Here is a 22,378-nt window from a genome sequence, read left to right as displayed (position 1 = left end):
TGCGACCGCAGGCCGCCCCCGGGTGGCCAGGGTCCGGACTGACGCCCATACGGGACATCACTGCCCACACGTGCGCCTCGGATGTAGCGACCGAAGGAATGGTTCTCGCCGGTGCCCTCGCCCAACGCCTGCCACCACCGCCCTCCCGGACCGGCGGCCGGGTATGACCGATGAAGCCCGCCGGTGGCAGTCTGGAGGCACCCCGCCCATCTGGTCGGCATCGCCCGGCGGGTCATCGACGGACGAAAGGCGTGACGTGACGGTCAACGATTACTCATTTGCTGGAAAGACGGTCCTGGTCACCGGTGGTGGTTCGGGCATCGGCCGTGCCATCGCCGAGGCCTTCCTGGACAACGGGGCCAACGTGGCGATCAGCGGACGGCGCCGCGAGAAGCTCGATGCCGTTCTGGAAGGGCATCCCGCGGAGCGCGCGCTGGCGGTCGAGGCGGACGTCGCCGACGACGGGTCGGCGAAGGCCATGGTCGACGCGGTGGTCGAGCGGTTCGGGTCCCTCGACGTCGTGGTCAACAATGCCGCCGCCTACTTCAACGGGTCCTTCGACACGATGAGCCTCGACGATTGGGAGGCCATCCGCAGCACCAACATCGACGGCTTCGTGCACGTCATCCGCCACTCGGTGGGGGAGTTGGAGAAGTCCGGGGGCAACGTCGTCGTGGTCGGTTCGGTGTCCGGGATGCGAGGGGACTGGGGTCAGGCTGCCTACAACGCCACCAAGGCCGCGATCATGAACTTCGTGCAGTCACTCGCGCTGGACTACGGACCCCGCGGAGTCCGCTTCAATGCGGTGGCGCCGGCGTTGACGATCACCGACCTCACCAAGGAGGTCGAGGACGACGAGGCGGCGCTGGCCGCCGCGGTCAATCGCATTGCGCTGGGGCGACCGGGCCAGCCGGAGGACATCGCACCCGCGGTCCTGTTCCTCGCCAGCGCCGATGCGGGGTACATCACCGGGGCATGGCTGGCAGTGGACGGTGGCACGTCGGCCAGCACCGGACAGGCGCACTAGACGTGGCTGTGGCGCTTGATCTTTGGCTGCGGTAGGCGCACTCTATCACGACGCCCGAGCGGTCAGTGCCCCCGCCCGGACACGAGGTCGGCGGCCGTCGCAATCGGTGACGTCGTGGGCCTGCCGCGCAGCTCGGCCCGGTCGGCGGCGTAGTAGGCCTTGTACAGGGCCTGAACGGCGATGTAGCGCAACGGCTCTGGCTCCCACTTGCGTACCCGGTGGTTGACCCACGGCAGCTCGGTCAGTTCCGACGGCGTCTGGAGCACCAGGTCGCGCAGCGTGCGCCCGGCGAGGTTGGTCGAGGTGACGCCGGTGCCGACGTAACCACCTGCCCAGCCGAGCCCGGTGGAGGGGTCGAGCCCCACCGTCGCCGACCAGTCCCGAGGCACGCCCAGCACGCCCGACCACACGTGCTCCACCGCGGCCGTGGCCGTCGCCGGGAAGAACCGCGTCAGGATGTCACGAAGCAGCCCAACGGTTCTCGGATCGGTGGCGCCGTCCACGTCGGTGCCCGACCCGAACCGGTACGGTGCGCCACGACCACCGATTGCGATGCGGTCGTCGGCGGTGCGCTGGGCGTACATGTAGGCGTGGGCCTGATCGCCGAGCGTGTCGTATCCGTTCCAGCCGATGTCGGCCCACACCTCGGCGGACAACGGCTCGGTCACGATCAACGAGGAGTTCATCGGCAACCACGTCCGCCGCAGCCCGTCGATCTGGGCCGTGAATCCCTCGGTCGCTCGAATGACGGTGTCGGCCGAGACGGTGCCGGCGGCCGTCACCGCCGCATGCGGTCGAATCTCGGTGACCCGGGTCTGTTCGAAGATCTGGACGCCCATCGACTCGACGACCCCCGCCAGGCCGGCGGCGAGCTTCGCCGGATGCAGTCTCGCGCAATGCGGATGCCACATGGCCCCCGTCGTCCCGTGCACGTTGATCCGCGCCGTCGCCTCGGACGCGCTGAGGAGTTCGACGTCGGTCATCGGCCAGGATCGAGCTTCCTCCACCGCGTGCAGCAGGCGCGTCTGCTGCGCGGCGTTGGTGGCGACCGTGAACTCGCCGCCCTTCACGAGGTCGCAGTCGATGCCCTCGTCGCGGGTGACGCGGATGACCTCGTCGACCGTCTCGTTCATCGCCGTCTGTTGACGCGCGACGGCGTCACGGCCATGTGACTTGAGGAAGGACCCACGGCCACCGGTGATTTCGTTCGTCAGCCAGCCGCCGTTGCGCCCCGACGCCCCGAAGCCCGCGAAGCGCTGCTCGAGGACGACGATGCGCAACCCGGGCGCGGCCTTCTTGAGGTAGTAGGCCGTCCACAGCCCGGTGTACCCCGCACCGATGATGCAGACGTCGGCGTGCAGGGACCCGGGGAGGGCCGGCCGCGGCGGTGGGAGCCCAATGCTGTTCCACCAGAACGACACCTTGCCGTTGGTCAACGTGACGCTCATCGACCCACCATCGCACCCGTGAGGCCTGCGGCGCCACTGCCCGAGCCCGTCGGATCCCGCCGCAGGATCAGGGCGGCAATGCCGAGGACGATGAGCGTGAGCACCAGCATCATCGTGGACATCGCCGCGACGTCCGGACGCAACGACGCCTTGAGCGAGGCGAAGACGTACACCGGCCAGGGCGTGGAACCGGCGACCGAGACGAACGACGACACCACGGTGTTGTCGAGGCTGAGGGTGAAGGCCAGCAGGGCGCCGGAGAGGACGGCCGGGCGGATCAGCGGCAGCGTGATGTCGATGAACCGTCGAACCGGGGTGGCGTAGAGGTCGCCTGCGGCCTCCTCGAGGACCTCGTTCATCCCGGTCATCCGCGCCCGCACGATGAACGTGACCACGGCACTGGCGAACAGGGAGTTCGCGATGACGAGGCGCACCTGACCGATGTTGAAGGCGGGCAGGCCCCCATCGACGCCGAGGGTCACGAACCAGGGGAGCAGTGAGATGGCGGTGACGATCTCGGGGGTCACCAGCACCAGCCCCAGAAGCACGAGCAGTGCCGGAGCCCACCGGCCGGGACGGCGGGTGAGGGCGACGCCGGCGAAGGTGCCGAGCAGGGTCGCGACCACGGCCGTGCCCGCGGCGGTGACCAGGGAGACGGTGATGGCGTTGGTGATGGCTGGATTCGACAGTGCCGAGAGGTAGGCGTCCATGCCGAACCCGTCGAACGTCTGCAGGGTGCGCCCGTCGTTGAAGGAGAAGACGACGATGACGACGATGGGGAAGAAGAGGAATAGCAACCCCAGGATGCCCCACCCGTGCAGCGCCGCGTCTGCGGGCCGAATCCGATGTCGGCGAACGGTTTTCGAATCGTTCACGGTGGTGATCACGTGGTCTCCCTCGACGGCAGTACGAGTGATGTCGCAGCGGCCGTGACGAGCCCGACGACCTTGAGCGCAGCGCCGACGACCGCGGTGGTACCGAAGATCGCCAGCATGAGCAGGACGGCCATCGCCGACCCCAGCGCCCAGTTCTGGGCGCTTTGGAATTGGGCGGCCACCATCTGGCCGACCATGCTGCCACTGGCCCCGCCGAGCACCGTCGGCGTGATGTAGTCGCCCATCAGCGGGACGAACACGAGCATCATCCCGGCCGTGATTCCGGGCCGCGCCAAGGGAATCGTGACGTGGCACAGCGTGCTCCACGCGGTGCCACCGAGGTCGCGACTGGCCTCGAGCAGCCGCGGGTCGAGGCGCTCCAGCGCGACGTAGAGCGGAAGGATCATCAGCGGCAGATAGTTGTACACCACGCCGAGCTGGACCGCGGCCGAGGTGTAGAGCACGCGCAGCGGACCGTCGGTCAGATGGACCCACTGCAAGGTCTTGGACACGAAACCCTCTGGGCTGAGCGAGATCTGCCAGCCGATGGTGCGCACCAGGAAGTTGGTCCAGTAGGGGATCAGCACCAGCGCCAGCAAGACGCCCCGCCACGTCGAGCTGAGCTTGACCGCCATCCAGTACGCCATCGGAAAGGCGATCACCAGGCAGAGCACCGTTCCCGTGACGGCGATCTTGAGTGTCCGGACGAAGATCGCGAGGAAGGCCGGGGACGCTGCCTGGCCGTAGCGGTCCAGGGACAGGACGTCGTTGGCGTGGGTGCCGTAGAGACCCGGCTTGTAGCCGAAGCTGTACCACACCACGAGACCGAACGGCAGGACGAAGAACAGCAGCAGCCACGCGCTGATCGGCAGTGCACCAAGCCCTTTGGGCAGTCGGAGCCGTCGACCCGGCACGGGTCCGTCGATTGCCGCGGGCGCCGCGGTGCGATCGTGCAGCGTGGTCACTTGCCCGCCGCGGCCTTGAGTTCGTCGTAGATCCCGATGATGGTGCCCTCGGCCGACGTCATCTCGCTGTAGGTCAGCTTGGACATGATGGCGTCGTTGATGAAGACCAGATCGGGACGCTTGATGCCGGCCTTGGTGGCCGCCTCCTCGATGCCCACGATGCCGGTGTTGTACCCGATGTAGGTCAGCTCCTTGAGCGACACAGTGGGATCCAGGACGTAGTTGATGAAGTCGTAGGCGGCGTCCTCGTGGGGCGCGCCCTTGAGGATGGCCCAGTTGTCCTGCCAGAGGTTCGCACCCTCGGAGGGCCACACCCACTTGTAGCGGTTCGGATCGCTGTTGGCGAGGATGCCGAGGCGGGCGTCACCGTTCCAGCAGTGGATCAGGGTGCGGGCCGAGGAGGAGATCGAGGCGTTGGTCGACGACTCGAAGGCCTGCACGTGCGGCGCGATCTTGTCGATGATGAACGAGCGGTAGGCCGCGATGTGCGCGGGATCGGTGGTGTTCTCCGGGATTCCGTTGGCGTAGAAGTAGGTGAACGACACCTCGCCCTGGTCCTCCAGCAGTGACATGCTCCCGGACGCCTCTTTCTGGGCGGCGTCGAGGAAGTCGGCCCAGGACGTCAACTCCCGCTTGATGACCGTGGTGTCGTACACATAACCGGTGGAGCCCCAGTCCTTGCAGACGCTGTACTTGTTGCCGGGGTCGAACGTCGTATCGACGACCTTGGGGCTCAGGTTCTTCATGTTGGGCAGCTTGGTGTGATCGAGTTCGGCGAGCAGCCCGCTCGACGCCATCTGCTTCACGTAGGAGTGGGTGGGGACGCAGATGTCGTAGCCCGTCGTGCCCTTGGCCGCACTGAGTTTGGCGATCATCTCGGGGTTGGAGCCGTAGGAGTCCACGGTGAGCTTCGGGCCCTTCGCGGCGGTGAAGTCGGTCAGCACCGCGGGGTCGTCGTACTCGCCCCACGTGTAGATGTTGAGACCCGCGGACCCCTTGCCGCCACCTCCGGACGAACTGGAGCACGCGGCGAGCAGCGCGCCGGCCCCGAGTGCTGCGGTGCCGCCGAGGAACGCGCGACGGGACAGTGACGTCTTCAGCGCCGCGGGTACGAGGGCGCGGACGTGATCTGGCTGATCCATGGGGGACCTCCGGTTGGGTTGGCGTGCAACGGGTTCGAGCGTCTAGGACGTGAAGATCCGGACGGCGTCGGCCGTCCAGGAGCAGAGCACGGGAGATCCGAGCTCGGTGGGCGGGTTGGCGGCACGGGGGAGCCGCGCAAGGACCTGCGCGTCGTCGGGGGTGTGGACGACCAGTTGCAGACTGTGGCCGAGTTCGGAGACCCCCAGCAGCGTTCCGGTGACGCAGTTGACCGCGTCCGACGCCGCGGACGGCACGTCGGGTCCGGCGGCGGTGACCACGACCGACTCGGGTCTGATTGCGGCACTGACCTTTCCGCCGCTGCTGGCGGGCACCCCGCCCTTCGTCGGCCGCGACGAGTACAGCGACAGACCGCCGGTGCGCACCGTCACGCCGTCACTGCCGAAGGACGAGATCGTGCCCGCGAAGGAGTTCTGCCGGCCGATGAAGCCCGCGACGAAGGCCGACTCCGGAGAGTCGTAGACACTAGAGGCCGTGCCGATCTGCTCGATGCGGCCGTCCTTCATGACCGCGACCCGGTCGCTCATCGACAGCGCCTCCTCCTGGTCGTGGGTGACGAAGATGAACGTCGTGCCGAGTTCGTGTTGCAGGAGTTTGAGTTCGACCTGCATCTCCTCCCGCAGCTTGCGGTCCAGTGCGCTCATCGGTTCGTCCAGCAGCAGCACCGCCGGCCGGTTCACCAAAGCCCGTGCCAGAGCGACGCGTTGCTGCTGCCCGCCGGAGAGTTGGGCCGGCTTCCTGGAGGCGAACGCGGTCATCCGCACCATGTCCAGCGCCCGGCTCACCCGGTCGGCCATGTCCGACTTCGGCACCCCCGAACGGCGCAGACCGTAGGCGACGTTGTCGGCGACCTTCATGTGCGGGAACAGTGCATAGGCCTGAAAGACGGTGTTGACCGGTCGTTTGTGCGGCGGCAGGTTCTCGACGTTGTGGCCGGAGATCTGAATGGAGCCATCGTCGGGGAATTCGAACCCGCCGATCATCCGCAGCGTCGTGGTCTTGCCGCACCCGCTGGGCCCCAGCAGGCTCAGGAACTCACCGGGTTGCACGTCGAGGCTGAGGTCGTCCACGGCGACGGCCGACCCGTAGGCCTTCGTCAGGGAGCGCAGTCGAACCGATCCGGCCACGGCGCTCGGCGCGGCGGTAGTTCGGGTGGCCACGTCGACGGTGCTCACGCCGATACCAGCGCGGTGGTTGCGTCGTAGACGACCTCGCCGCCGATGATCGTGTAAATGACCGTGGCCGAACCGATCTCGGCGACGGGGGCGGCGAAGATGTCCCGGTCGAGGATGACGATGTCGCCCGCCTTGCCGACGTCGATCGTGCCGGAACGCTGCTCGTCGTGGTTGAGGTAGGCGGTACCCAGGCTGTGGGCGATCAACGCGTCGGCCAGTGACAGCGCCTGCTCGCCGAGGAACGGCAGCGTCGCCGACCCCGTCGCGCCCACCGGCGACCGGTTGACCGCGGTGTGGATGATGTGCAACGGATTGGCGGTGCTGACCGGCCAGTCGCTGCCCGAGGCCAGCGGTGCTCCGGCCCGCTGCAGTGACCCGAAGGGGTACTGCCAGGCGGCCCTGCGGGCGCCGAGGAACGGGATCGTGAGGACGTCCATCTGGGGTTCGTGCCGCGCCCACAGCGGCTGCATGTTGGCGACCACGCCGAGTTCGGCGAACCGGGGCACGTCGTCGGGGTGCACCACCTGGATGTGCGCCAGCGTGTGCCGAAGATCCTTGTCTCCGTTCGCCTTGCGGGCGGCTTCGATGGCATCCAACGACTCCCGCACCGCGCGGTCGCCGAGGGCGTGGAAGTGCAACTGGAAGCCCAGTGCGTCGAGCTGGGTGGCGATCTCGATCAGGGTGGTCGGGTCGACGAAGCTCTTGCCGGTGTTCTCACCGGGGCAACCGCACGAGTCGAGGTAGGGCTCGAGCATTCCGGCCGTGAAGTTCTCGGCGACACCGTCCTGCATGATCTTCACGGTGGTGGCCGCGAAGCCGGCCGCCACGGCGCGCTCGCGCTTGGCGACGAGCTCGGGAATCTGTTCCAGGCCCCGGTTGCGGTCCCACCAGAGCGCACCCACCACCCGCGCCTTCAACACCCCCGACGCCGTGGCCCGCAGATAGGAGTCCAAGGTGTCGGGAGTGTCGTTGGTGGCGCCGACGATCGCGTCCTGCCAGGCGGTGACGCCCCACTGGAACAGTTGGCGCTGAGCGATCTCGAGTGCTTCGTCCAAGTCGTCCTGGGTCGGCAGGGGAATGTGCCGGGCGACCAGGCCCATGGCGCCCTCCTGCAGCGTGCCGATCGCGTGGCCGTCGGCGTCGCGTTCGATCCGGCCGTCGAACGGGTCCGGCGTGGAATCGTCGATGCCGCCGATCTCCAGGGCCATGGAGTTCACCCAGGCGCCGTGACCGTCGCGGTTCGGGAAGAACGCCGGACGGTCGGGGACCACGGCGTCGAGCGCTGCGGCACTGGGCAATCCGCCGGGAAAGGCGTCCATCGACCAGCCGCCACCACTGATCCACGGCAGCTCGGGATTGTCGGCCGCGTACTCGGCGATGCGGGCGAGGTAGGCGTCGGCGGTGTCGTATGGGGTCAGGTCGCAGGCGATCATGTCGAGGCCGGCGTGGTACGGGTGGATGTGACAGTCCTGGAAGCCGGGGGAGACAAGTCCGCCGGCCGCGTCGATCTCGACGGCGCCGGAGACGTCCAGCGCGGCTGCGCCGATCGCGGTGATGACGCCGTCCTCGACGAGCAGCGGCTCCTCGACGATGCCCGCGGGGGTGAAGACGTGACCGTTGGTGATCAGCAGTCGGGAAGGGATCATGGTGTCATTCCTCGATCGGTGGCATGGGCATGTGTTGCGCCGACGACGTCAGCGGGTTGACGTCGACCGGTGGGGTGAAGTGGGAGGTGATCCAAATGGCTTGAGCCACGGTGGCACCGACGTTGACCGCCCGGTGCGGCACCGTCGAGAGGTACTCGACGCTGTCTCGGGGACCCAGCACGTGGGTCTCCGACGCGATCGAGATCTCCATGTGGCCGGTCAATACGTAGAAGAGTTCCTGCGCGTCGTCGTGGGCGTACGGTTCGGGACCCGTCGAGCCGCCCACCTCGAAAGTGCCTTCGTAGACTTCGAGTTGGCGGATCGGGGGGCGCGAGAGCAGCAGTTTGCGAAGTCCGCCGTCGCTGGAGAAGACGGGCCGCTCGTGCGCCCGCAGCACCGGTCGCGCGACCGGAGCCTCGTCGGAGAGCAGGTCGGCGACCGAGACGCCCACCGCGGCCGCGATGCGCTTCAACACGCTGACGGAGACCCCGCACTTGCCGTTCTCCAGCTGGCTGATGAACCCCGCACTCACCCCGGCCCGGGTCGCCAGTTCCCGGGTGGACATGCGGGCTCGCTCACGGGCGTGCCGCAGCCGGTTGCCGAGCGTCGTGCGGGCGGCACTGTCGGCCGCGGGGAGTGTCGTCACCGGATCAGTAAACACTCGGCTCCTTTCCGTTAAGACGTACTTAGCGGATCGCTTACCGACGACCGTAAGGCCATCCGCGGGCGCTCGCACCAGGAAGCGCGAAAAAAGGGCAGGGCTTTACACGAACGCAACGCCGCGCCCCGCACGACGGCGCGCAGAATGGGCACGTGACCACCACTCACCGCATCGCCGTCATCCCCGGCGACGGCATCGGCACCGAGGTCGTCCCGGAGGGGCTGCGCGTCCTGGAGGCCGCTGGAGCCGCCTTCGACGTGCGGTTCGACGTCGAGCACTTCGATCACTCCAGCGCCGACTACTATTCCAGGCACGGAAAGATGTTGCCCGACAACTGGTTCGACGAGCTTCGCCGTTTCGACGCGATCTTCTTCGGCGCCGTGGGGTGGCCCGAGGTGGTGCCCGATCACGTCTCGCTATGGGGCAGTCTGCTGCAGTTCCGGCGCGCGTTCGACCAATACGTGAACCTCCGGCCGGTCCGGTTGATGCCGGGGGTGCGCAGTCCCCTCGCCGGCCGCGAACCCGGCGACGTCGACTTCTACGTCGTGCGGGAGAATACCGAAGGGGAGTACTCCAGCGTCGGCGGCACGATGTTCGAGGGCACCGATCGAGAGATCGTCATGCAGCAGACGGTCATGACGCGCGTCGGCGTCGACCGAATCCTGAAGTACGCGTTCGACCTTGCGCAGAGCCGACCCCGACGGCACCTCACCTCGGCCACGAAGAGCAATGGCATCTCCATCTCCATGCCCTACTGGGACGAGCGCGTGCAGGCGATGGCCGCCAACTACCCCGAGGTCGACGTCGACAAGTTCCACATCGACATCCTCACGGCGAACTTCGTCATGCACCCCGACTGGTTCGACGTCGTCGTCGCCTCCAATCTGTTCGGCGACATCCTCTCCGACCTCGGACCCGCCTGTACCGGCACGATCGGCATCGCGCCCAGCGGCAACATCAATCCCAAGCGCAGCTTTCCCAGCCTCTTCGAACCCGTGCACGGTTCGGCGCCCGACATCGCCGGCCGCGGCGTCGCCAACCCGATCGGCCAAATCTGGTGCGCGTCGATGATGCTCGAGCACCTCGGGGAGGCGCAGGCCGCCGCGGCCGTACTGGGCGCCATCGAGTCCGTGCTGGCGCGCGGGGAGACCCTGACCCCGGACATCGGGGGAACCGCGACGACGGCCGAACTCGGCCAGGCGGTGGCCGAGGCGCTGACCGCGCCGTGACGGACGTTCAGGGCGCGTCCACCACCTCCGAGGGCACAATGGCCGTCATGCGAGTGACGGTTCTGGGTACGGGCGCCATGGGCGCGGGCATGGCGCAGTCCCTACTGCGCGAGGGGTTCGACGTGACGGTCTGGAACCGCACGGCGAAACGGTCGGAGCCGCTGGCCGACGACGGGGCCACGGTCGCGCTGGACCCGGTCGCGGCGGTCGCCGACGCGGACGTCGTCGTGGCGATGCTGTTCGACGCCGCGGCCACCGTCGACGTGATGACCAAGGTGCTGCCCGCCATGGGCGACGGCGCGGTCTTCGTCCAGTGCGCCACCGTCGGTCTCGACGGCGCCGCGCAGACGGCGTCGATCGCCGCCGAGCACGGCGTCGCCTTCCTGGACTGCCCGGTGCTCGGCACCAAGGCTCCCGCGGAGCAGGGCAAGCTCGTGATGTTGGCCTCCGGTGACCCCGCGCTGCGCGAACGGGTGCAGCCGGCCTTCGACGCCATGGGGTCCAAGACGATCTGGGTGGGGGCCGAGCTCGGTCTCGGGTCCAAGCTGAAACTGGTCTGCAACGCGTGGATCGGTGCCCTCGCCGCAGCGATCGGCCAGTCCTTCGCCCTCGCGAAGGGCCTCGACGTGGACCAGCAGCTCATCCTCGACGCGTTCGATGGTGCCGCCGCGGGCTCGCCCTACCTGCAGGCCAAGGGCAAGGCGATCATCGAGTCGTCGTTCGAGCCGCAGTTCAGCGTCGACGGGGTGCGCAAGGACACGGGTCTGATCAGGGATGCGATCGCGGCCTCGGGGCTGTCGACCGTACTGGTCGACGGCGTCCGCGCCGCCTTCGACGCGGCGAGCGCGGCCGGTCACGGCGACGAGGACATGGCCGCGGTGTACTTCGGGTACTAGCTCCGGCGACGGTCGGCCGTCGATTGCTTAGTTCGGGTAACATCTTTACCCGACGGTTCGGCGGCAAGCGGAGGAGTCAGGCATGGTTCTCGGACTCTGGGGTGGGTTGACCATTCTCGCGGGGGTCATGGAGGCGTTCTTCGCCACCTGCGTCTTCGCCTACATCCGCCGGATGGAGAGGCGGCAGTCCCATCCCCTCGGCGACGTGGTCGGCGCGCACAAGGCGGTCCTGGCCAAGATCCGCAAGCGCGAACCACTCACGCGGGACGAATTCGACTATGCGACCGAATTGGTCAACGATGCCCGCTCGCCACTCGCCCTGGCCATTCCCGGGGCGCTGTTCAGCATCGGGTTCTTCTACGTCGTCGGCTGCCTCTTCATGCTCTCCCTCGACGGTGGGCATCCGTCGTTTCGCACGTTCATCGGCGGCATTCCCATGCTGACGTCGATGAACATCGCCGCTCAGCTGCGCCGGGTGGCCAGGATGCGCAAGCCGCTCAAGACGATTCCCGTCATCGACTCCGACACGACCGAGTCCGACACGACCGACTCCGAGACCACCGACGAGATCGCCGTCGCCGGTCGCGTCTGACCGATCGCGTTACGCGCGGTGGCGCGGTCCGTCGTCCCAGAGTGCCAATTGGCCTGCGGCGGCGGGTGATTCGACCGGCCGGCGATGCAGTGGGCTGACGGGATGGGTGCGCACCCGCAGCGGCCACCAGAACCAGCGACCGAGCAGGGCCGCGATCGACGGCGTCATGAACGACCGCACGATCAAGGTGTCGAACAGCAATCCCAGCGCGATCGTCGTGCCGATCTGACCCAGGATCCGCAGGTCGGCGAAGATGAACGAGGCCATGGTGGCGGCGAACACCAGGCCCGCGGCGGTGACCACCTTGCCCGAACCGGCCATCGCCCGGATGATGCCCGTCTTCAGGCCGGCGTCGATCTCCTCCTGGAAGCGCGATATCAGCAGCAGGTTGTAGTCCGAACCCACCGCCAACAACAGAATCACGGCCAGCGCCAATACGATCCAGTACAGCTGGATGCCGAAGATGTCCTGCCAGATGAGCACCGATAGCCCGAATGACGCGCCCAGCGACAGCGCCACGGTGCCGACGATCACGATCGCGGCGACGATGCTCCTGGTGATGAACATCATGACCAGCAGGATGAGGCTCAGCGCGGCGATGCCCGCGATCAGCAGGTCATAGGTCGCGCCGTCCTGAATGTCCTTGTAGGTCGCGGCCGTTCCGGCGAGATAGATCTTGGACCCGGCCAGCGGCGTGCCCTTGACGGCCTCCTGCGCCGCGTGCCGGATGGCGTCGATGTGCGAAATGCCCTCGGGCGTCGCGGGATCGCCGTCGTGGGTGATGATCATCTGGGCCGCGGTGCCGTCGGGGGACAGGAACAGCTTGAGCCCACGCAGGAACTCGGGGTTGGTGAAGGCCTCCGGCGGCAGGTAGAAGGAGTCGTCGGTCTTGGACGCGTCGTAGGCCTGGCCGAGGGCGGTGGAGTTGTTCAGCGCCGCCTGGCTCTGCTGGTCGATGCCGTTGGTGGTGGCGTAGTTGGTCAGCGTCAGGTCGCGGTTGGTCTGCTGGCTCGCCAGCTGTGGGGGGAGCAGTGCGAGCAGCTTCGGTTGCAGCGCATCGAGTTTCGCGATGCTGCCCGCGACGTCACCCAGTTGGTCGGTGAGCGCGTCGATGCCGTCGAGGGAGTCGAAGACCGACCGCAGCGCCGCGCAGACCGGGATGTCGAAACAGTGCGGCTCCCAATAGAAGTAGGCCCGCAGCGGCCGGAAGAAGTCGTCGAAGTTGGCGATCTTGTCGCGCAGATCCTGGGCGGTCGCGACGGTCTGCTGGAACGCCTTGGCCTGCTCGTCGGTGATGGCGCCCGACTGCTGCTGCAGTGAATACTGTTGCCGCAGCACGTCGATGCCGTTGTCGATCACGGCGACCTGCTTGAGCAGATCCGCGGCGCGGGCCTGCTGGAACGGCAGGTTCTGGATCTGCGCCGCATTGCCCGCACTGATCTGGAACGGGATCGACGTGTGGTCCAGCGGGGTACCCAGCGGCCGCGTGATCGACTGCACCTGGGCGATGCCGTCGGTGTGGAACACGGCCTTGGCGACGCGTTCCAGCAGGATCATGTCCGTCGGATTGCGCAGATCGTGGTCGGCCTCGACCATCATGATCTCGGGGTTGAGCCGGGCCTCGGAGAAGTGGCGCTCGGCCGCCGCGTAGCCGACGTTGGCGGGCGCCGTCGCGGGCATGTAGGGCCGCGCGTCGTAGCTCGTCGTGTAGCCGGGCAGGGCCAGTAGACCGACGAGGGCGATCCCGACCGTGGTGATGAGGATCGGCGCGGGCCACCGCACGATGGCCGTGCCGATGCGCCGCCAGCCCCTGGTCTTCATGGGCCTGGCGGGTTCGAACAGACCGAAGTGGCGGCCGATGCTCAGCAGCGCCGGGGCGAGGCTCAACGCCGCGACGACGGCGACGAGGACGCCGATGCCGGCCGGGACGCCCAGGCTGTTGAAGTAGGGCAGCCGGGTGAACGTCAGGCACATCACCGCGCCGGCGATCGTCAGACCCGAGCCGAGGATGATGTGCGCGGTGCCGCGGTACATCGTCTCGAAGGCGCTGACCCGGTCCTGCCCGGTCTGGCGCGCCTCGTGGAAGCGGCCGAGGATGAAGATCGCATAGTCGGTGCCCGCGGCGATGACCAGCAGCGTCAGCAGGTTCGTCGAATACGTCGACAACTGGATGACCCCGGCGTTCGCCAGGACGGCGACCACGCCTCGGGACGCAGTCAGCTCGATCATCACGGTGAAGATCACCAGGAACACCGTGGTGAGCCGTCGGTACAGCGAGAACAGCATGATGGCGATGACGCCGAGGGTGATCAGGGTGGTCTTGAGGGTGCCCTGCCTGCCGACCTCGAACTGGTCGGTGACCAGTGGTGCGGCGCCGGTGACGTAGACCTTCACCCCCGGTGGCGGCGTGGTGTGGTTGACGATGTTGCGGATCGAGTCGACCGACTCGTTGGACAGCGACTCGCCCTGGTTGCCGGCGAGGTTCACCTGCAGCAGCGCCGCCTTGCCGTCGGCGCTCTGGGACCCCGCCGCCGTCAGCGGGTCACCCCAGAAGTTCTGGATGTGCTCGACGTGCTTGGTGTCCTTGGCGAGCCGGTTCACCAGGTCGTCGTAGTAGTGGTGGGCGTCGGCGCCGAGCGGCTGCTGGCCCTCCAGGACGATCATCGCCGCGCTGTCGGAGTCGTACTCCTGGAAGACCTTTCCGATCCGCTTGCTGGCCTGCAGCGACGGCGCGTCCTGGGGACTGAGGGACACGTTGTGCTGCTCGGCCACCGTCTCGAGCTGCGGCACGAAGACGTTGGTGAGGACCGCCAGACTCAACCAGAACAGTGCGATGAGCACCGAGTAGCGACGCAGCCGCGGTGACACGCGGTCGGCGATGGTGGGCCGTTCGGACTGTGCGGTGCTCATCCGGACTTGTCCAGGCACGAGGTGTAGGCGTTGAGCGTGTTGACCGTCTTCTCGTCCTTCACGACGCCGTCGATCTCGATGCGGCAGCCGATCGAATCGCTGTCACCCTGCGCGGCGACGTTGACGAACACCGCGGGCTGGGTGGTGGTCGTGTCGTAGGCCCACGGCAGGGTGGCCGCGTCGACGCGCTGCGGTTGGGCGTTGACGTCGAGATAGGTGATGGTCGCGACGGTGCCCGGGGGACCGAACACCTGCAGCACCACGTGCTTCGGATTGAACGGCACGATCTCGTTCGCGCCGCCGCTGGGCGTGGACGTCACGTCCTTCGACCCGAAGATGCCGTTGAGGCGGTACACGGCGAAGCCCGCGACGGCGACGACCACGATCGCCACCACGATCATCCAGCGCCGGGCCAGCCCTCCCCATATCGAACGCGGCAACCGAGACCCTTCCGACGAGCGCCGACAATGGCCGCCACGCAGCAGGGCGGACAGTCTTAGATCAACTAAATTGACAGTACGATACGGGACCGGACTCTACAACAGTCGACTGGCGGTGTCTGGTCGGTGTCGTGCGCGCGTCGTGCGGATCAGAGGTGCAGGTGGTGTGCCAGCACGCGGAGGTAGTTCACGGCGGGCTGCATGCCGTAGGCGTGCCACGGTTCTGCCGCACCCGGAGAATGGGCGGCCGAGTGCGCGTGCGCGGTGGTGGCCGGTCGAACGGCCTCCTGGTGCTCACCGAGGGTGGACAGTCCCACGACGGCGCCGACGAGCAGCGCCAGGGGCAGCAGCAACAGACTGGGGCCGGAGCGATCGGGGGACTTCGGCGTCGGCCCGTCGCCGGGTGGTGCGGTGTCCATGCCTCCACTGTGACACGAACATCTTTGATCCGGCTATGAATCCGCCGGGTGTTGCCTTCCTCTTCGCCTGCGGTTCGGCGGGCGCGCCGCCGCGCGACACGCCGGGAGCGCCGGTGGCCCGCACTCTCGTGCGGGTGGGCGATGATGTGCCACCGGGGGGTCGAGGACGGTGGATCGATCGACGTGACGGTGGAACTGGACACGGTGCCCAGTCGACGCGTGGCGCGCGGCATCGCCGAGTTGGTCGACGGGTTCCTCGACCTCGACGACCTCGACGACCCGGATGCCGGGGTCACCGACGGCCGCCGCCACGGGCGACCTCGACTGCTCGTGGGCATCCTCCTCTACGGCTACGCACACGGCGTGTCGTCGTCGCGCGAGCTCGCGCGCCGGTGCGTGGACGACCCGTCGCTGCGCTGGCTGGCCGCAGGCACGACGCCGGATCACCGCGCCATCACCGCGTTTCGTCGGCGCCACCGCGCCGCACTGCACGCTCAGCTCGTCCGCGCCCTCGCACTCTGCCAGGAGGCGGGGCTGGTGCGGCTCGGCGTCCTGGCGCTCGCCACTGCGGGCGTTCCCCACTCCAAAGACGTTCTCGGCGCGACGGTCTCGCGTCTGCTCGCCGATGCCGACCGTGCCGACGGCGTCTCTCCGTCGAGAACGCCTGCGACGACGGCGTCCTCGGCGACGACGCGCCGTCGACGGGCAGTGGCCCGGGCGATCCTGGGCGCGGTCGTGGCGGCGACGATGGTGGGCGGTGCCTACACCGTCGCCAGGCACGCGACGGTCACCCTGGTCGTCGACGGTTCGGCCGTGACGGTGTCGACCCTGGACTCGACGGTGGCAGACGTGTTGCGCGACAACGGCATTCGGGCCGGGGACCGCGACGAGCTCCGGCCCGCGGCCGACCGGCCGGTGCGCGACGCGGAGACGATCGTGCTACGACGAGCCCGTCCACTGCAGCTCTCGATCGACGGCGGTCCTGCCACCCGGGTGTGGACCACCGCGACCACCGTCGGGGAGGCGCTTGCGCAACTTTCGCTGGGCGACGCACGGCCCGTCGGGACGTCCGCCGACCGTCCGGTGCCGCTGACGGGCATGGCGCTGCCCGTGATCAGCGCGAAGACGGTGCACCTCGACGACGCCGGCGTAGTCGGCGATCGGCACGTGGCCGCGCGCACCGTCGGAGAGCTCCTCGCGGCCAGCGGATCCCCGTTGACCGGTGCCGACCGCGTGGTGCCCGCGGCGACGTCTGCGGTCACCGAGGGAATGCGGATCCAGGTCACCCGCATTCGCGCCAAGACGGTCACCGAGCGCACGCAGGTGCCACCGCGGGTGTACCGCATCGCCGACCCGCGGATGAACATGAGCCGCAGCGTGGTCGAGGACCCCGGATCGCCTGGCACTCAGGACATCACGTTCACCATCACGCTGGTCGACGGCGTCGCCACCGGTCAGCAGGCCGTCCGCAACATCACCATGACGCCGGCCCGCCCCACCGTGCTGCGGATCGGCGCGAAGCCCGGCACCGAGGTGCCGCCGGTGCGTGACGGCGCGGCCTGGGATGCGCTGGCGGCGTGTGAATCCGGCGGCAACTGGGCCATCAACACCGGCAACGGGTTCTACGGTGGCGCCCAATTCGACCAGAGCACATGGCAACGCAACGGCGGGCTGCGGTACGCACCGCGCGCCGACCTCGCCACCCGCGAGGAACAGATCGCGATCGCCGAGGTCACGCGCATGCGTCAGGGCAGGGGCGCCTGGCCGGTGTGCGGGTCCCGGCTGGCCTGAGCGCCGGGGAAACGGGCGGAAGACGGGTCAGACGCGGTTGCGGGCAGGAGAGAACCGTTCGAGCTGCACGGGTGGTCCGTCGGGCGACGGCGGCGGCAACGTGACGGGAATGCCGTCCATCACCCGGGTCACCAGACCGCTTCCACGGTCGACGTTGAGGGTGCCGTGTTGGAAGTTCTGCCCGATCCACTGCGGTTCCTGGATCTCGCCGCTGGTGGGCAGTCCGAGTGCGCCGCGTTCGAAACCCAGTGTCGCCCAGGCATCGTAGATGGCTCCCGTCACCGGCGCCGCCCCCGTCGACGGAGACCAGTACATCGCCCCCTTGTCAAAGGTGACGTAACGGGCGGACCCCGCACCCGGGGTCTCCGGAGACGTCGGGGCTCCCAGCGCCCCCGCCATGCCGCCCATCGCCTGCCACCGCGTGTAGATCGCAGTGCCACGCATCGAATCGGCGAGATCGGCCGAGCTGGCGGGCTTGTCGAAGTGCGCGGCGGTGTCCCGGATGCGGTCGAGGCAGCCGTATCCGAGGCCACCGGGGCACGCCGTCGGGCCGACGTCGCGGTGGGCGAAGATCGTCGCCAGCGTCGGGGTCTCGCCCTGGGCGAAGCGCGTGTAGGGCCCACCCTCGGAGGTCAGCTGTACCGACCCCTTCGGGTCGATGTCGTCCATGGCCAGACGCCAACCGAACAGCAGGCCCACCGCACGCAGCTGCGCCGGGGTGGGAGCCATCTCGTCGAAGTTGCCGATCATGGCCACGGCCCAGGTGTTTTGGTTGAACCCGCCGGTGTGGGTGCCCTGCACGGCCCGGGTCATCCCGCCGTACCTGCCCTCGAACACCTGGCCGTACTTGTCGACGAGTGCGTTGTAGGCGATGTCGCCCCACCCCAGCGTGCGGGTGTGGTAGTCGTAGATCGATCGCACGGTGCCGGCCGAATCCGTCGGTGCGTAGTCATTGGTAGTGGCCGTGTGGTGGACGATCCCGGCCCTGATTCCCTTGTCGTAGAAGGGCGCTCCGCGGCGCATCGACTCGTCGGCACCCCATTCGGCGCGGTTGATGATCGTCGGGTTCTGGCCCGTCACGCTGAACGCGCTCGACAGCGCGGTGTCGGCCGTCGCGCGCGGTGCTGCGAGGGCGCCGGCGCCGAGCAGTAGGGGGGCGGCCACGAGGCCCTTCAGAAGGTTACGACGCGACGTCGGCGCAGCCTGACTGCACACGCACCGACGGTCCACTGCGCCAAGGTAACCCGTGATGAGCGGTCGACCAACGCGACTCGCCGCCGCTCTCGCAACGGCATGATCCGGCTGGTGAGTGAGTGGCAAATCCCCTGGTGGGAGACCCCTCTCGCACGTCCTCGTCGGCTGGGACGGAGCTGCCCGAGTGGTTGGTGGCACCCGACGGTCGCGACGGGGTCTGCCGTTTCCAAACGTCTGCGACGTCACCTTTTGGAAACGTCTTCAACACGGCCATGGCGCAAGATCATTCGAGGTGCTGATAATTGACGCGGTCGTCGAGCGGCGGCCTTTCGAGCACTCAGTCCGGTGACTGGGTGGGGCGAAATGTCTTACGCGAATGAAGGAGCCAACGTCAATGACGATCGTAGAGCGAGTCATCACCGGAGGGGTCGTCGCCGGGGCTGGGTTGTACGTCTTCGCCGTGGCGCTGTCCCCGATCGCGGGGGCCGCTCCGCTGATCACCGGTGGCGCTCACGCCTGTCTGGAGACGTCGGCGGGCGAGGTGGGTGCTGCGCCCGCTGCGGCCGGTGGCGGAGCGGGCGCAGCCGCCGCAGCCGCTGGCGGGGCCGCGGCACCGGTCGCCGGCGGGTGCGCGGCGCCGATCGCCGACATGGCGGGTGTGCCCATGGCACTGCCGGGGCCGCTTCCCGTCGCGCCTCCCGTGCCCGTCGTGCCACCCGTTCCGCTCGCCCCTCCCGTACCGCTGGGAGCACCGCTTCCCCTCGCGCCTCCCGTTCCGCTGGGTGCGCCGATCCCCGCGGCAGCGCCTCTGCCCGTGGCAGCTCCGCTCCCCGTGGGCGCTCCGCTGGTGGACATGGCGGGGGGCTTCAGCGGCAAGGGGGATCCGATCCGCCCGCCGGCCGAGGGCGCCCCGGTCTCCGGCCAGCCGATCATGCCCGGCCCCGACGCCTAGCTCGCCCGTCCTCCTCGCGTACCCGGGGACGCGGGGAACCCCTCATCGAGAAGCCATGCCGCAGTGGGGCATCGGAATGGCGTGCTGGCCTCACCGACATCCGGCGGTGACCGAGACGAGAGATGGAAGTCATGCGCCAGGTCGGCAGGTGTGTACTCGCGGCGATCGTGCTCGTCGCAGGGATGGTGGCGAGCCCGCCCGCCGTCGGCACGGCCGCGGCGAGCCAGGCGCCGCACCTCGCGATCGCCTCGGTGGCGCCCACGCGGGGTGAGGTGGTGGGGGTCGCGCATCCCGTCGTGGTGACGTTCAGAACGGCGGTCGTCGATCGCCGCGCGGCCGAACGCGCACTCGACGTGCGCACGGTGCCCCCGATGACGGGCAGCTTCCAATGGCTCGACGACACTGTGGCGCAATGGGTTCCGGATCGGTTCTGGCCCGCCCACACCACCGTCGCGCTGTCGATGGGCGGGCTGGCGACCAACTTCGAGACCGGTCCGGCCGTCATCGGCGTCGCCAGCCTGTCGCAGCACACCTTCACGGTGAGCATCGACGGCGTCGACGCGGGGCCACCGTCGTCGCTGCCCGCTCCCCACCATCGGCCGCACTGGGGTGAACCGGGAGTGTTCCCCGCGTCGATGGGCCGACCGGACTATCCGACGCCGACGGGGACCTACACCGTGTTGTCGAAGGACCGCTCGGTGACGATGGATTCGAGCAGCGTCGGCATCCCCACCGACGCGCCCGATGGATACCTGCTCACCGTCGACTGGGCGGTGCGCATCACCGGCCGCGGCCTCTACGTCCATTCGGCACCCTGGGCGCTCAATTCCCTTGGCTACGAGAATGTCAGCCACGGGTGCATCAGCCTCAGCCCCGAGGACGCGGAGTGGTACTTCAACACCGTCGACGTCGGCGACCCGGTGATCGTGCAGGACTGAGGGTTTCGGCGTCACACCGCGGAGATCTCGGCGGCCATCCCCAGCGCCACCGACGGCGAGGGATCCCAGCCGATGGCCCGCGCGGCAAGCAGCGCGGCCCCGGTCGCGGTGACCTGCGGCTCGGGGATGACGGTGACCTCGCGACGAGTCACGGTGGCCTTGATGGCAATCCACCCGGGGGAGCGCGACCAGCCGCCCGCGCTGTAGACGCGGGCCGCCGACGGCAGCTGCGCGCCGATCCGCCGTAGGGCGAGCTCACCGCTCGCGGCGAGGGCGCCCAGCACGGAGGAGGCCCGCGAGAGCGCCGCGGCGGGCGCATCACCGGTGTACGTCGGAAGCCCGCCGCCGCGGGTGCCGGGGACGAACACCGGGTGGTGCAGGAACTCGTCGGGTTCCCGATCGCCGGCGACGAGGGCGTTCATCGCGGCCCCGACCTCGGCGTCGCGGGCGGCCCAGGCGACGTTGCGGGCGAGCTCCTCCACGCTCAGCACGGTCGTGCCCGTCGACAGGATGCCCGGCGCCACGTCGACGTCGGCACTGCGTTCGAGGAACGGCGCGGGCGACTGTGCGACGACGATCTCCGCGGTGCCCATCGAGTCGAGGACCGATCCGTCGTCCATCTGGTGGACCCCCCAGCCGCCGATGGGATGGTCGTGCCCACCCGCGACGACGACGGCGTCGTCGCCGATGACCCCCGCGCGGGACAGCCGATCGGAGACCACGCCACCGACGACGTCACCGGCCCGGCGGACCGGCGGCAGCAGCGCCGCCGTGCCGATGCCGAGCGCGACGCGTTCCTCGACCCAGCGACGGGTGCGCCCGTCCCACGCCGCGGTGCGGGCGGCCAGGCCGTCGCTCATGAACGTGGTGCCGGCCCACGCGCTGGCGGCGTAGTCGGTCAGCGCGAGCCAGGACCGCGCCCGGGCCGCCCCGGGTTGGTCGACGGCCCACCGCCAGCCGACGATCGTGCGGGCGGCGTCGTCGGCCACGCAGGAATTCGGATGCGGCGTCAACCGCCCGGCGAGGTCGGCGAACACGGCGGCGCGGCGCGGGTCGAACCACGCGAGCGCCGACGTGATGGGGGTCAGGTCGTCGTCGACCAGGATGCCGTCCTCGCCGACCCCCGCGGCGCAGACCGCGTCGACGACGTAGCGGTCGGCACAGACGTCGACGACCATGTCCTCGATCGCGACGAGCAGTGCGCGGGCATCGACGGCGGCGTCGACTGCCGACCGGGGCGTCGCCTGCGAGCGACGCCCGACGACGACGCCGCGGGCATCCAGCGCGAGGACCTTGACGTTGGTGCTGCCGACGTCGACGCCACACACCACCGGCCGCCGGTCGTCGCGACTTCGCATGGTCCCCGTCGTTCCCTCGTCGGTGTCGCCGACTCTGGGCAGGAGCAGCGGACGTCGCGTCCCACGATGACGCCCTTCGCGCCGACGCGCAAGGTCCCGCCGCGCCGCTGCCTACTCGGGCGGGGGGTCGACCCGGAGCAGGTCGTTCAAGGCATAGGCGGGGCAGCCGAGGATCCCGGAGAGCTCCGCCGCGTAGCGTCGCGCCAGGGGTGGGCCGGCCGCGGGCTCGAAGTCACCCACGAGGTAGACCACGACCCGGCAGTCGAACGTCTCGGTGAAGAGGGTGTCGTCGACCGTGGCGCACTCGATGCCCGACGGTAGCGGCACGCACGCGGCCGCTGCGCGCACGACGTCGGGAGTCGCACTGCGGTCGACGTAGACGGCCACGAACGATTCCCGCGGTGGTTCGTAGTCGGACTGTCGGCCAAGGGGTTTCATGCAGTGTGCCGATCTAGGGAGAGGTCGTGCATGGTGTCGTCATGGATTCCTCAAGGGCTTCATGGGCGCGAGGCCGTCGTCGGGACAGCTGAGGCAGTGGCCGTGCCGGTACACGTCGCCTGCGGGTGGGGCGGGGGGCACGCGGGTCGGGTGCGGCCCGTCCAAGCCGCCGATCCAGGAGGCGGCCGCAACGGCGCCGACGCTGCCGAGGCAGAGGCCGACCGCGGCGATCGCCGAACGCAGTGCGGTGAGCACGTGATCCT

20 protein-coding genes and 2 pseudogenes are annotated in these 22,378 nt (G+C 69.0%); 8 read left to right on the top strand and 14 right to left on the bottom strand.

Translation table 11 applies throughout. The features are described from left to right. The first annotated feature begins 256 nt into the window (after positions 1-256). Positions 257-1,027, top strand: a complete 771-nt coding sequence (locus G6N60_RS17810) for a meso-2,3-butanediol dehydrogenase (protein WP_197746951.1) — start codon at positions 257-259, stop codon at positions 1,025-1,027. Between the two features lie 62 nt (positions 1,028-1,089). Here G6N60_RS17810 and G6N60_RS17805 read toward each other — a convergent pair whose 3' ends face one another. From G6N60_RS17805 to G6N60_RS17775, 7 genes are read right to left on the bottom strand one after another with little or no spacing between them, the layout of a single operon-like run. Beyond that, positions 1,090-2,475 (bottom strand): NAD(P)/FAD-dependent oxidoreductase, encoded by a 1,386-nt coding sequence (locus G6N60_RS17805; RefSeq protein WP_197746950.1) that lies wholly within the window; start codon positions 2,473-2,475, stop codon positions 1,090-1,092. Then, positions 2,472-3,362, bottom strand: a complete 891-nt coding sequence (locus G6N60_RS17800) for an ABC transporter permease (RefSeq protein WP_246240817.1) — start codon at positions 3,360-3,362, stop codon at positions 2,472-2,474. The genes G6N60_RS17805 and G6N60_RS17800 overlap by 4 nt, the downstream gene beginning before the upstream one ends. Next, positions 3,359-4,315 carry an ABC transporter permease gene (locus G6N60_RS17795; RefSeq protein ID WP_163739729.1) on the bottom strand — a complete coding sequence of 319 codons (957 nt, stop codon included), beginning with the start codon at positions 4,313-4,315 and terminating at the stop codon, positions 3,359-3,361. Before G6N60_RS17795 ends, G6N60_RS17800 begins: the two co-directional genes overlap by 4 nt. Continuing rightward, the gene (locus G6N60_RS17790) at positions 4,312-5,457 is read right to left on the bottom strand and encodes a polyamine ABC transporter substrate-binding protein (RefSeq protein WP_163739727.1); all 1,146 of its coding nucleotides are present in this window, start codon (positions 5,455-5,457) and stop codon (positions 4,312-4,314) included. The genes G6N60_RS17795 and G6N60_RS17790 overlap by 4 nt, the downstream gene beginning before the upstream one ends. A 42-nt stretch (positions 5,458-5,499) precedes the next feature. Further along, a complete protein-coding gene (locus G6N60_RS17785) occupies positions 5,500-6,651 on the bottom strand; it encodes an ABC transporter ATP-binding protein (RefSeq protein ID WP_163739724.1) in 1,152 nt (383 codons plus the stop codon). Next, positions 6,648-8,297: an amidohydrolase gene (locus G6N60_RS17780; protein WP_163739722.1), complete on the bottom strand. Its 1,650-nt coding sequence runs from the start codon at positions 8,295-8,297 to the stop codon at positions 6,648-6,650. Before G6N60_RS17780 ends, G6N60_RS17785 begins: the two co-directional genes overlap by 4 nt. A 4-nt stretch (positions 8,298-8,301) precedes the next feature. Further along, entirely contained in the window at positions 8,302-8,943 is a 642-nt protein-coding gene (locus G6N60_RS17775; RefSeq protein ID WP_163739720.1) for a type II toxin-antitoxin system RelB family anti-toxin, read from the bottom strand. A 167-nt stretch (positions 8,944-9,110) separates the two neighbouring features. On the opposite strand from G6N60_RS17775, the gene G6N60_RS17770 reads away from it, so the two are divergent. From G6N60_RS17770 to G6N60_RS17760, 3 genes are all read left to right on the top strand, one after another. Beyond that, entirely contained in the window at positions 9,111-10,187 is a 1,077-nt protein-coding gene (locus tag G6N60_RS17770; RefSeq protein ID WP_163739718.1) for a tartrate dehydrogenase, read from the top strand. Between the two features lie 47 nt (positions 10,188-10,234). Beyond that, a complete protein-coding gene (locus tag G6N60_RS17765; RefSeq protein ID WP_170312568.1) occupies positions 10,235-11,083 on the top strand; it encodes an NAD(P)-dependent oxidoreductase in 849 nt (282 codons plus the stop codon). 82 nt (positions 11,084-11,165) lie between these two features. Continuing rightward, positions 11,166-11,675 carry a hypothetical protein gene (locus G6N60_RS17760; RefSeq protein WP_246240815.1) on the top strand — a complete coding sequence of 170 codons (510 nt, stop codon included), beginning with the start codon at positions 11,166-11,168 and terminating at the stop codon, positions 11,673-11,675. 9 nt (positions 11,676-11,684) lie between these two features. Here G6N60_RS17760 and G6N60_RS17755 read toward each other — a convergent pair whose 3' ends face one another. The 3 genes from G6N60_RS17755 to G6N60_RS17745 form a co-directional block, all read right to left on the bottom strand. Then, positions 11,685-14,585 carry an MMPL/RND family transporter gene (locus G6N60_RS17755; protein WP_163739716.1) on the bottom strand — a complete coding sequence of 967 codons (2,901 nt, stop codon included), beginning with the start codon at positions 14,583-14,585 and terminating at the stop codon, positions 11,685-11,687. After that, positions 14,582-14,986, bottom strand: a complete 405-nt coding sequence (locus G6N60_RS17750; protein ID WP_163744154.1) for an MmpS family transport accessory protein — start codon at positions 14,984-14,986, stop codon at positions 14,582-14,584. Before G6N60_RS17750 ends, G6N60_RS17755 begins: the two co-directional genes overlap by 4 nt. A 188-nt stretch (positions 14,987-15,174) precedes the next feature. Then, positions 15,175-15,444 carry a hypothetical protein gene (locus G6N60_RS17745; RefSeq protein WP_163739714.1) on the bottom strand — a complete coding sequence of 90 codons (270 nt, stop codon included), beginning with the start codon at positions 15,442-15,444 and terminating at the stop codon, positions 15,175-15,177. A gap of 141 nt (positions 15,445-15,585) precedes the next feature. Here G6N60_RS17745 and G6N60_RS28635 point away from each other — a divergent pair. After that, positions 15,586-15,930, top strand: a pseudogene (locus G6N60_RS28635) (transposase); the annotation flags it as partial. 222 nt (positions 15,931-16,152) lie between these two features. Continuing rightward, positions 16,153-17,235: a resuscitation-promoting factor gene (locus G6N60_RS17740; protein ID WP_372511055.1), complete on the top strand. Its 1,083-nt coding sequence runs from the start codon at positions 16,153-16,155 to the stop codon at positions 17,233-17,235. 27 nt (positions 17,236-17,262) lie between these two features. Here the strand turns inward: G6N60_RS17740 and G6N60_RS17735 are convergent. Then, positions 17,263-18,357, bottom strand: a pseudogene (locus G6N60_RS17735) (N-acetylmuramoyl-L-alanine amidase); the annotation flags it as partial. Positions 18,358-18,823: 466 nt separating this feature from the next. On the opposite strand from G6N60_RS17735, the gene G6N60_RS17730 reads away from it, so the two are divergent. Both G6N60_RS17730 and G6N60_RS17725 read left to right on the top strand, forming a co-directional pair. Then, entirely contained in the window at positions 18,824-19,381 is a 558-nt protein-coding gene (locus G6N60_RS17730) for a hypothetical protein (protein WP_163739708.1), read from the top strand. Between the two features lie 131 nt (positions 19,382-19,512). Beyond that, positions 19,513-20,319 (top strand): L,D-transpeptidase, encoded by an 807-nt coding sequence (locus tag G6N60_RS17725; RefSeq protein WP_163739706.1) that lies wholly within the window; start codon positions 19,513-19,515, stop codon positions 20,317-20,319. 11 nt (positions 20,320-20,330) lie between these two features. On the opposite strand, the gene G6N60_RS17720 is transcribed toward G6N60_RS17725, so the two are convergent. The 3 genes from G6N60_RS17720 to G6N60_RS17710 all read right to left on the bottom strand — a co-directional run bounded on the left by G6N60_RS17720 (position 20,331) and on the right by G6N60_RS17710 (position 22,370). Next, positions 20,331-21,677: an FGGY family carbohydrate kinase gene (locus G6N60_RS17720; RefSeq protein ID WP_163739704.1), complete on the bottom strand. Its 1,347-nt coding sequence runs from the start codon at positions 21,675-21,677 to the stop codon at positions 20,331-20,333. Positions 21,678-21,788: 111 nt separating this feature from the next. Further along, positions 21,789-22,064, bottom strand: a complete 276-nt coding sequence (locus G6N60_RS17715; RefSeq protein ID WP_163739702.1) for a hypothetical protein — start codon at positions 22,062-22,064, stop codon at positions 21,789-21,791. Between the two features lie 90 nt (positions 22,065-22,154). After that, positions 22,155-22,370: a hypothetical protein gene (locus G6N60_RS17710; protein ID WP_163739700.1), complete on the bottom strand. Its 216-nt coding sequence runs from the start codon at positions 22,368-22,370 to the stop codon at positions 22,155-22,157. Positions 22,371-22,378 lie beyond the last annotated feature (8 nt).

Origin of the sequence: Mycolicibacterium madagascariense, from assembly GCF_010729665.1 — a bacterium.
Taxonomy (GTDB): Bacteria; Actinomycetota; Actinomycetes; order Mycobacteriales; family Mycobacteriaceae; genus Mycobacterium; species Mycobacterium madagascariense.
Note: the sequence above shows the minus strand (reverse complement) of the source record. Positions and strands in the feature narration are given on the sequence as shown.